Below are 9,033 nucleotides of genomic sequence, written 5' to 3'. Positions count from 1 at the left end.
GCTTTATTTGGGGATTTTAGATGAGAAATTGCGCTTTTTTACCCCAGAAGGGGAGTTAGTTTTGACGCCGGAGGAAGAAGCCGATGCACAACGACAACGCAACGCTATATTGCGACAAAAACTACAAGAACTCGGCATTAATCCCGACGAAATTGCTTGAATCGGCGGCGAGGGAATGGCGGGGGAATTGCTCAATCAAAGGAGAGCAGACAACAGCCGAGATTGAGGGCATTTTTGGCATCGGGTTTGACGCCGGGGGCGAGGGAATATAACACGGCTTTCCCATCGCGAAGGGCGATCGCCAAACCGGTTTGGCGAAGTACCTTCAGATGATGGGAGAGCAAACTCTGTTCTACCCCGAGGCGATCGCTCAATTCGCTCACATGCAGGGGACCTTCCATGAGCATTTGCAACACCGCCAAACGGGTGGGATCCGCCAGCACTTTCAGCTTGCGGACGCATACTGTAGTGGATGACAGGGGATTGGGGTTCATCATTCCCTCACTCGATGAATTGAACCGAGATTGATATGAACTGAAATTCATATCAACCTCAATAAAAAATTATATCCCCGTTATAGCTTGAAATTAGACTAAAGCGCCACCGCAGCTCGACCCGCAGCCGGCGGTACAACCGTAGCAATAAGCAGCGGTTCGCACTTGTGCGATCGCATCTAAACTGCCGACTTCTAGAAGTTTAGCCACCGTGAGGGTTTCGCCTTCCGGGGTTTTTGCTGGTCTTCCCTCCATTTGGTTAAAATCGCAATCATAAACATTGCCCAAATAGTCGATTGACAGTTCCTCGCGGCACATGAGACGATCCACCGTGGATGCATTGAAGTTTTCTGACAAGAAATGCAGATACGGTTCGAGCAAGTTTTTCCGTTCTAGATGATACTTCAGCCGCCCGATGGGTAAATTGGTAATCGTCAACAAATGGTTAAACACAATCCCAAAATGTTCCGCCAAATAGTCTTTATAAGCGGCTTCTAGTTTCGGCTGTTGTGGTGGCAAAGCAAACTGTTCCGCCGATGTCGGAACTGGGGGATTGTAAACGAAATCGAGGATTAAATTCGGGTCGGTGCCATAGCCGAATTGATTGAGCAATTTTATCGCTTCTATGGAATCTTTATAAACCCCAGAACCGCGCATTTTATCCACATTTTGTTCCAAATAGCAGGGCAAAGACGCTACAACCCGCACGTGATGTTTGGCGAAATATTCCGGTAAATCTTCATATCCCGGCTCGAAAAATATCGTCAAATTAGAACGGACGATAACCTCTTTTTCGGCGGCGCGGGCGGCTTCCACCAGGGGTTTAAATCCGTAGTTCATTTCCGGGGCACCCCCGGTTAAATCTATGGTTTGAATTTGGTCGAATTGTTGAATCAATTGGATGAGTTGGTGGCAAGTTTCTGGGTCGAGTTCTTCTGTGCGTTTCGGTCCGGCTTCGACGTGACAATGAGTGCAAGCGAGGTTACAGCGCTTCCCGAGATTGATTTGCAAAACGGTAATTTGTTTTTTGGTTAGGGGAGAACCGACTTGGCGTTGAAAGGGTACGATCGCAGTTTGAATCATTGTAAAAGTCTCATCTAGGAATTCGTCATCAAGCATTGTCAGCGATCGCCGCTTCCCTGCATCGGGAAACCCCTTACCGGAAAAGGCGATCGCACTTCCGAGGAATGCTATGCGCCCTCATGCTATCTTATTTAAACATTCCAAAATGAGTCTTCCCTGAGAAAGACCCTACCGCCACCCTCTGGCGCGTCCCTATCTGCCTGGATTATTTGTTGTCAATCTGTTATTTTGAAGTCAAACAGAACAAAGCCATTGCCCGTTTCCAGATTGCTATGGATAAAAACAGCCATGACAAAAAGGCTACCCCGAGAAGGGAGAGTTAATTAACTCATTGCCAACGAGAAAATTTTTCCAAAGAGAACTCGGTCTTTCCTGCGGATATTCCGGAAGTCTAGAGGTGCGTTCGGGTTTCGAACGGCGAACCGGGAAGCAGCAAGGGCAGAGGAAAACTACCACCTTGTTTTCGGGAGAAAAGACCGAGGGAATTAAACTGAAGTAGTGGGTTGATAGGAAATCAAGTTAGAGTTTCATCATAGTGGCCATGATTTCATGCACCCCCAAAAGATAGGTATTGCCATAGTCGCGGGGTTGTGGTCAGGGGTGACGCCGATGGGGCGTCAAAGGACTTATCCGAAGCGCCCGCTGACATATTGTTGAGTTGCTTCTTCCTTGGGATTTTGGAAAATATTTTCCGTGCGATCGTACTCCACCAAATACCCAAAGCGCTTACCATCGTCGGAGACTTGAGCGTTAAAGAATGCCGTATAGTCGCAAACCCGAGACGCTTGTTGCATGTTGTGGGTGACGATAACGATGGTGTAATTTTCCTTTAGTTCTTGCATCAATTCTTCCACTTTAATCGTGGAAATCGGGTCGAGAGAGGCGCAAGGTTCGTCCATCAGAACGATTTCCGGGTTAATGGCGATCGCCCGGGCAATGCACAAGCGTTGTTGCTGACCCCCGGATAAAGACAGACCATTGGTTTTTAACTTATCTTTCACCTCATCCCACAGGGCTGCGCGACGCAGGGAATTTTCCACCAACTCATCCAAGTCACCTTTGTACCCATTAACGCGCGCCCCATAGGCGATATTGTCAAAAATGGATTTCGGGAAAGGATTGGGTTTTTGGAAAACCATACCAATTCGCCGCCGAACCTCTACCGGGTCGATGTCTTTGTCATACAGGTTTTGGTCGTAATAGTAGCATTTTCCATCAATATGGAAGCTATCAATCAAATCGTTGAGACGATTGTAACAGCGAATCAAGGTACTTTTACCGCAGCCCGACGGACCGATAAAACCGGTGATCTTTTTTTTCGGGATATCCATTGTCACCTCCCGAACGGCTAAAAAATCACCGTAGTAGATATTGAGATTTTCCGTGCGTAAAATCGCTTCCGTCGTTTGGTCAGTTGAATAGTTTGGATCGGCAGTTGGCTGTTGTGATGGCATAACAATTTACCTGGACTGATAAGCTAGAGTCCACTAAAAACGACAGGGAATTTCAAGCAGTGCGATCGCCTGAAATCGTCAGGACGTACAGATACATAAATGTAACGCTCGACCTGCAACGCAACAGTTGAAGTATCGAATGCGGGAATTTTTGAAATTAAGTAGCGGGCAAAACTGACAACTTCATGCGGGTGGGTTTGGCTGAGAAAAATGGCAGGTCTCTACTATCATACCGCGATTTGGCAATCTGTAACAGATTCTACCATTTTGCCAGAGAGTCCCCCGCCTTGTCAGGGGGAATTTGGCACCGCAATGGGTCAGTAAATGCTCTTGCGGGTGGCCAAACGAGTCAGGATGCTGGTAATGAGAACCAACAACACCAGAATTAAAGAAGCCGCCCAAGCTAACTCCTGCTGACTCTCATAGGGAGTGGTAGCAAAGTTGTACACCAACACCGCCAGGGAAGGAGCCGGTTCAAAAATGCCCTGAGGCCAGAAAAAGGTAAACAGGGCGGTAAAAATCAAAGGAGCCGTTTCGCCAGCAGCGCGGGCCACCGCCAAAGTCACCCCAGTAAGAATTGCAGGTAAAGCCGCCGGCAGAACCACTCGCAACACCGTTTGGTACTCCGAAGCGCCCACCCCCACAGAAGCCCAGCGGATTTCTGGCGGGACAATTTGCAGGGATTCATCCGTGGTGCGGACCACAATCGGCAACATGAGAACCGCCAGAGCCACACCCCCAGCAAACGCCGAGAATTGCTTCGTAGTCAGGACGATAATACCGTAGGCGAAGATACCGACAATAATCGAAGGAACGCCACTGAGGACATTTGTAGCAAAGCGAATCCAGCGAGCCACCTTGGGCGAACTGAATTCCGACAAATAAACCGCACCCAAAACCCCAATGGGTACGCTAATGGCAGCGCCGATGCCCACCATCATTAAAGTGCCTAAAATGGCATTAGCAATGCCACCGCCTTCCGTACCCGCAGCCGGAGGCAGTTGGGTAAACAAATCCAAATTAAGGCGACTAAATCCCTTAATCAGAACGTAAATCATTACGGCGAACAAAGGCAGGAGCGTGACGAGCAAACAGGCACCCGAGATGATGGTCATCGCCAGACCAAACACCGATCGCCCGCTTTGGTAATTGCGAGTCAGACCGCCGCTTGTGGTAGACGCAGTAAACTGTTCTTGTTGTTCTTCAAATCGATTCGACATAGAGCAGACTTTCGCAGAGATTGGGGGAACCTTTCGCAGTGCTAGAACTTCTTGACTTGGCGAACGATCGCTTCAGCGCAGACATTGACAACTAAAGTCAGGACAAACAGAATCAGACCCGCATACATCAGCGCCGCCACTTGCAGCCCAGAGGCTTCCGCAAATTGGTTCGCCAGCAGAGAGGCGATCGTATTCGCCGGGGCGAGCAGGGAAAAATTCAAATCATTGGAATTGCCGATCAGCATCGTCACCGCCATCGTTTCTCCCATTGCGCGACCCAATCCCAACATGATGCCGCCGACAATGCCGGAAAACGCTGCCGGAACCAAGACGCGAAAGATAGTTTCCCAGCGAGTCGCCCCCAGTCCCAGGGAAGCTTGGCGCAGATCCGGGGGTAAAGAAGCCATCGAATCGCGCGAGATTGCCGTAATAATCGGCAAAATCATAATCGTCAAAATGATTCCGGCAGGCAACATTCCCGGTCCGACCGGCGGGGTTGAAAACAGGGGAATCCAGCTAAAATTTTGGTAAAGAAACTGTTCCAGCGGCAGCAGCAGGGGAATGAGCACAAAGATGCCCCACAACCCGTAGACCACGCTCGGGATGGCGGCTAACAGTTCCACCATAAAGACCAGCACGGTGCGAATGGATTTGGGAATGAAATCTTCCGTTAAAAAGATAGCCGTACCGACCCCGAGGGGCACGGCAAGCAATAACGCGATCGCCGATGACACCAAAGTGCCATAAACCATCGGCAGCGCCCCATATTCCTGGTTCACCGGGTTCCAGGCGCTTTGGGTGACAAAACTCAACCCGAACTCGCGGATTGCCGGCACCGACTCGATCGCCACCTCGACGATCGTCCAAATTAACACCCCCGCCACAGACAGGGCAAAAATGCGCGTCAGCCACACAAAACCGCTATCGAGGGTTCTTTCCGTTTTCTGGCGCGGTTCGAGCTGTCTGGGCGCATCTTGAAATTCAGTTGGTGTAGTCATTCTCGACAAATCTACATAACGAACCTATGCAAACAAGGGAGCGAACCCCAGCAAACAGTGAGGGCTGCTTGGTGGAGTGCATCCGCACCGGGGAACGAATTGTCCTGGTGCGGATACAACAATTGAATTATTCGCTCACTTCAATGTCGTATTCTGGGCTGATTTGGTCGGCTTTTGCCGCCACTTTTTCTCTGACACTCGGCGGCAGCGGAATGTAGCCAAGTTGAGAAGCCGCTTCCTGGCCTTTCGTCAAACCGTATTCGATCGCCGCCTCCACCGCTTTAGCGGTTTGCGGATCCTCATAATTCTCATAGGCCAACAGCCAAGTGTAGGTGACAATCGGATAAGAGTTTTCCCCTTCGGGATCGGTAATGAACGCCCGCATATTTTCCGGCAGGGTCACGGCATCCAGGGTACTCGCCGCCGTTTCTTCGCTCGGCATGATGTAATTGCCCGCTTGATTTTCCAGCGCAGCCACATTCAGATCGTTGTTTTTCGCGTAGCCATACTCCACGTAGCCGATCGCCCCGGGAGTTTGTTGGATCTGAGCGGTCACCCCTTCATTGCCTTTCGCCCCCACCCCAGTGGGCCATTCTACCGTTTTCCCGGCTCCGACTTGACTTTCCCATTCCGGGCTAATCGCGCTCAGGTGTTTGGTGAAAACGCCAGTGGTGCCGCTGCCATCAGACCGGTGAACCACAGTAATCGGTTGGTCCGGCAGGTTCACATCGGGATTGACTTCGGCAATTTGCGGGTCATTCCAATTCTGAATGTTCCCCAGCAGAATGTCGGTATAAACTGCGCGCGGCAATTGTAATCCGTCTTCCACCCCCGGGAGGTTGTAGGCGAGGACGATGCTGCCCGCAGTCATCGGCAGCATCAGCGCTCCTTTCTGCATTTCTTGCAGTTCTTCATCGGTCATCGCTACGTCAGACGCGCCGAAATCTACCGTGCCGGCGGTAAACTGACGCACCCCTGCGCCACTACCCACAGACTGATAGTTGACCTGCAAGTTCGGATATTGCTGATTCATATCTTGGAACCAGCGCTGATAAATCGGGGCGGGAAAAGATGCACCGGCACCGTTAAGGGTGACGGGTTCGGCAAGGGCGAGTTTGTCGGTGGTTTCAGCCCCACCCATGTCAGCACCCATATCGGTGCCTTCGGTCTGTGCGCCACTGCAAGCCCCTAAAGCCAAGGCGATCGCTGCGGCGGATAAAGACGCACCCAAACGGGCAGATTTAATTGGATTGAGACGCAAAATCATAACGTTTGTCGCAAACTTTTCGTTTGACTGGAGAGGATAACGATTGAAGCATACCGCTTCACGGTAAAGATAAGGTTAATAAACTCAAAACTTCCTCTAAAAGCACCGTTTCCCCCACCGACGCCAGATTCTATCCCACTCCACGCACTTTTGACCCGATCTCGCCACCGTTTCTCTGCATCGCTTCTTCCCCTGACAACCCTGTGTCGGTGTGGTGGCGATTTTTGCCTACTCTTCTCTGGCTGAAATTGCCAATTTGCTTAGCTTTCTGCCGCACAGCGTCGCCTCTTTTTCCCCTGACTCTCCTACCCCATTCTGAGCCAATTGCCCCCACAACTTCCTCCCCATCCAACCGATGCCTCGGGCAAAATCTTCCAAAAAATTTTACAATTCTCACGCCTCGGATCCCCATTCCCCGCGATCGCCTCCCTGGCGCTTCACCCCCCCCCGGGTTGGTTGGTGTCGGATCCGATGTCTCGTTTCCCCAGGGCGCAACACCGATAATTCTCTGGATTTTGTTTTCCCAGTTCCTCCTCGGAACCATCCTTTGCCCCTACTTAATTCCTACAGCACGGCATTAAACAAATACCCCACACTGACAATGCCCATTGTCATCAATCCGATAAATACCCCTAACAATTGCGGGCGCAACACTTTCCGCAAAATGACGATTTCGGGTAACGATAAAGCCGTGACCGCCATTGTAAACGATAGCACGGTTCCCAAGGCCATTCCTTTGCTGACTAATGCCTCGGTAATCGGCAACACGCCGGCAATATTGGCATAAAGCGGTACCCCCATCACTACCGCGATCGGTACTGCTAGGGGATTGCCCGCACCCGCTACTCGCGCGACTAAATCTTCCGGCGCATAGCCGTGAATTCCCGCCCCGATCGCAATTCCCCCCACCACATAAGGCCACACGGTTTTTACAATTTCTGTGGCTTGATATTGTCCTTGCTCCAATCCCTGCTTCCAGGTTAACTCTATTTCCTCAATTTCTCTTGGCTCTGTCCCTTCTTTTTGCCGAATTTTCTGCAATTCCCAGACAAACGGTTCTACCCAGGGTTCGAGTTTGAGCAAACCGATCGCATATCCCGCCGCGATCGCTAATATTACCCCAAACCCAATATACATCACCGTCACTCTCAACCCAAACAACCCCCACAACAATATCACCGCCACTTCATTCACCATCGGGGCAGAAATTAAATAGGAAAATGTCACCCCCAGCGGCACTCCCGCTTCTAAAAATCCAATAAATAACGGTACCGCCGAACAGGAACAAAATGGCGTGACAATTCCCACCCCCGCCGCCATACTATTCCCCACCACGGTGCGCTTTCCCCCCAGCCAATCCCGTACTTTTTCCGGTTGCAAAAAACTCTGAAACGTTCCCACCACAAAACTAATCGTCAGCAGCAAGCTCAGCACTTTGGGCACGTCATAGAAAAAGAAATGCAAGCTCGCCCCCAAATGCGACTCTAGAGATAACCCAAACAGTTTCTCTACAATTTGCGTCGCAAGCCAATCAAACGGATAAAACGGATCGAACATCATTTTGCCTTCCTTATGGGCAATTCACCCATAATCCTACCCGAGGAGAAAGGCGAGTTTTTTGACTCCCCGCATCTCTCCCCTCTCCCTTGGTTTTCACTGCAATAAATCTTTGATTTCCTCGGGTGACATGACTCTCCCTTTGCTCACCAGTTTGCCATTCACCGCTAAAGCGGGAGTGGACATCACGCCGCGTTTGACAATTTCAATTTGGTCGGTAATATGGGCTATTTCTGCCTCAATGCCCAAAAGCGCGATCGCGCTTTTGGCATTCTCTTCCAATTGGTGGCACTTTTTGCATCCCGACCCTAAAATTTCTACTTTGGTACTCATGCCTTTGCTCCAGTTTTTGTCAAAGAATCTACTAATTTTTCTACTCGGTCTTTGATTTCATCTCGCACTTGGCGAAAGGTTTCTAACGGTTTCCCGTCCGGATCTTCCAATTCCCAATCCGCAAACACCCCTCGCAATACCCAAGGTTCGGGTAAATTCACCCCACAACCGCATAGGGAAATCACCGCATCAAACTCTTCCGGGTTAAAATCGCTTAACGGATCTGAGGTTTGGTTGCTAATATCTATCCCAATTTCTGACATCACCTCCACCGCCGTGGGATTCACTTGACTCGCTTCTAGTCCAGAACTGGTAGCGGCAATTTTTCCCCCTCCTATGGTTTTCGCAAATCCTTCTGCCATTTGAGAACGGCAGGAGTTTCTTTTGCAGACAAACATGACTCGTTTCATGGCTTTTTTTCTGGTACAATATGTGTTTTTTAACTTCTTAAAACTCGTTCCCAGGCTCAGCCTGGGAACGTCCCTCCCGAGGCTCCGCCTCCCCCAATCCATCTCCCCAATAATTTAACTCGTAACTCGTTCGTAACTCGTTAACTCGTTCCCAGGCTCAGCCTGGGAACGTCCCTCCCGAGGCTCCGCCTCCCCCAATCCATCTCCCCAATAATTT

At 50.3% G+C, this 9,033-nt stretch carries 9 protein-coding genes; all 9 read right to left on the bottom strand.

The genetic code is table 11. The features are described from left to right. Positions 1–191: 191 nt before the first annotated feature. The 9 genes from LKK83_RS03880 to arsC all read right to left on the bottom strand — a co-directional run bounded on the left by LKK83_RS03880 (position 192) and on the right by arsC (position 8,816). Positions 192–497, bottom strand: a complete 306-nt coding sequence (locus LKK83_RS03880) for an ArsR/SmtB family transcription factor (RefSeq protein WP_324629553.1) — start codon at positions 495–497, stop codon at positions 192–194. A 90-nt stretch (positions 498–587) separates the two neighbouring features. Beyond that, a complete protein-coding gene (arsS, locus tag LKK83_RS03875; protein ID WP_324629552.1) occupies positions 588–1,577 on the bottom strand; it encodes an arsenosugar biosynthesis radical SAM (seleno)protein ArsS in 990 nt (329 codons plus the stop codon). A 626-nt stretch (positions 1,578–2,203) separates the two neighbouring features. Further along, positions 2,204–3,031, bottom strand: coding sequence for a phosphate ABC transporter ATP-binding protein PstB (pstB, locus tag LKK83_RS03870; protein WP_324629551.1), 828 nt, complete (start codon positions 3,029–3,031; stop codon positions 2,204–2,206). A 317-nt stretch (positions 3,032–3,348) separates the two neighbouring features. Next, the gene (pstA, locus tag LKK83_RS03865) at positions 3,349–4,251 is read right to left on the bottom strand and encodes a phosphate ABC transporter permease PstA (protein WP_442957275.1); all 903 of its coding nucleotides are present in this window, start codon (positions 4,249–4,251) and stop codon (positions 3,349–3,351) included. A 41-nt stretch (positions 4,252–4,292) separates the two neighbouring features. Beyond that, positions 4,293–5,249 (bottom strand): phosphate ABC transporter permease subunit PstC, encoded by a 957-nt coding sequence (gene pstC / locus LKK83_RS03860; RefSeq protein WP_324629549.1) that lies wholly within the window; start codon positions 5,247–5,249, stop codon positions 4,293–4,295. 127 nt (positions 5,250–5,376) lie between these two features. After that, positions 5,377–6,516: a phosphate ABC transporter substrate-binding protein PstS gene (pstS, locus tag LKK83_RS03855; RefSeq protein ID WP_324629548.1), complete on the bottom strand. Its 1,140-nt coding sequence runs from the start codon at positions 6,514–6,516 to the stop codon at positions 5,377–5,379. 564 nt (positions 6,517–7,080) lie between these two features. Further along, entirely contained in the window at positions 7,081–8,076 is a 996-nt protein-coding gene (locus LKK83_RS03850) for a permease (RefSeq protein WP_324629547.1), read from the bottom strand. Between the two features lie 93 nt (positions 8,077–8,169). Beyond that, positions 8,170–8,406 (bottom strand): thioredoxin family protein, encoded by a 237-nt coding sequence (locus LKK83_RS03845; protein WP_324629546.1) that lies wholly within the window; start codon positions 8,404–8,406, stop codon positions 8,170–8,172. Then, on the bottom strand, positions 8,403–8,816 hold the full coding sequence (gene arsC, locus LKK83_RS03840) for an arsenate reductase, glutathione/glutaredoxin type (RefSeq protein WP_324629545.1): 414 nt from the start codon (positions 8,814–8,816) through the stop codon (positions 8,403–8,405). Before arsC ends, LKK83_RS03845 begins: the two co-directional genes overlap by 4 nt. Between the last annotated feature and the right edge of the window lie 217 nt (positions 8,817–9,033).

The sequence above is a fragment of the Phormidium sp. CCY1219 genome (assembly GCF_035615515.1).
Classification (GTDB): Bacteria; Cyanobacteriota; Cyanobacteriia; order Cyanobacteriales; family Laspinemataceae; genus CCY1219.
This window is presented reverse-complemented; position numbering and strand designations above follow the sequence as displayed.